Raw genomic sequence first — 306 nt, 5'->3', positions numbered from 1 at the left:
CAGCTGACCAGGCGCCAGCGCGAACAATTGCTCGCGCTTTTGCGTCCGGCAGTTGGACTGGACCGTGTCTGTGCGACGATCGAGGAGGCCAGAAGCCCGTCGTCGTGTCCGGTCTGTGAAGGTCGGCGGCTGCATCGCCACGGGCACGACCGCGGGGTGCAGCGCTATCGCTGCTGCGCCTGCGGCAAGACCTTCAGTGCCCTGACGGGTACGCCGCTGGCGCGGCTGCGCCATCGCGGCAAGTGGCTGGACTACCTGGACGGCATGCTCGAGGGCCAATCGGTGCGCAAGACGGCAGACCGGCTC

The 306-nt window shown here is 68.3% G+C and carries 1 pseudogene; it reads left to right on the top strand.

Annotated features, from left to right (window positions below):
* Positions 1-306 (top strand): annotated as a pseudogene (locus ACK6C6_RS24505) (IS1595 family transposase); the annotation flags it as partial.

Origin of the sequence: Massilia sp. BHUDP2 (assembly GCF_046236355.1) — a bacterium.
GTDB lineage: Bacteria > Pseudomonadota > Gammaproteobacteria > Burkholderiales > Burkholderiaceae_D > Telluria > Telluria varians.
This window is presented reverse-complemented; position numbering and strand designations above follow the sequence as displayed.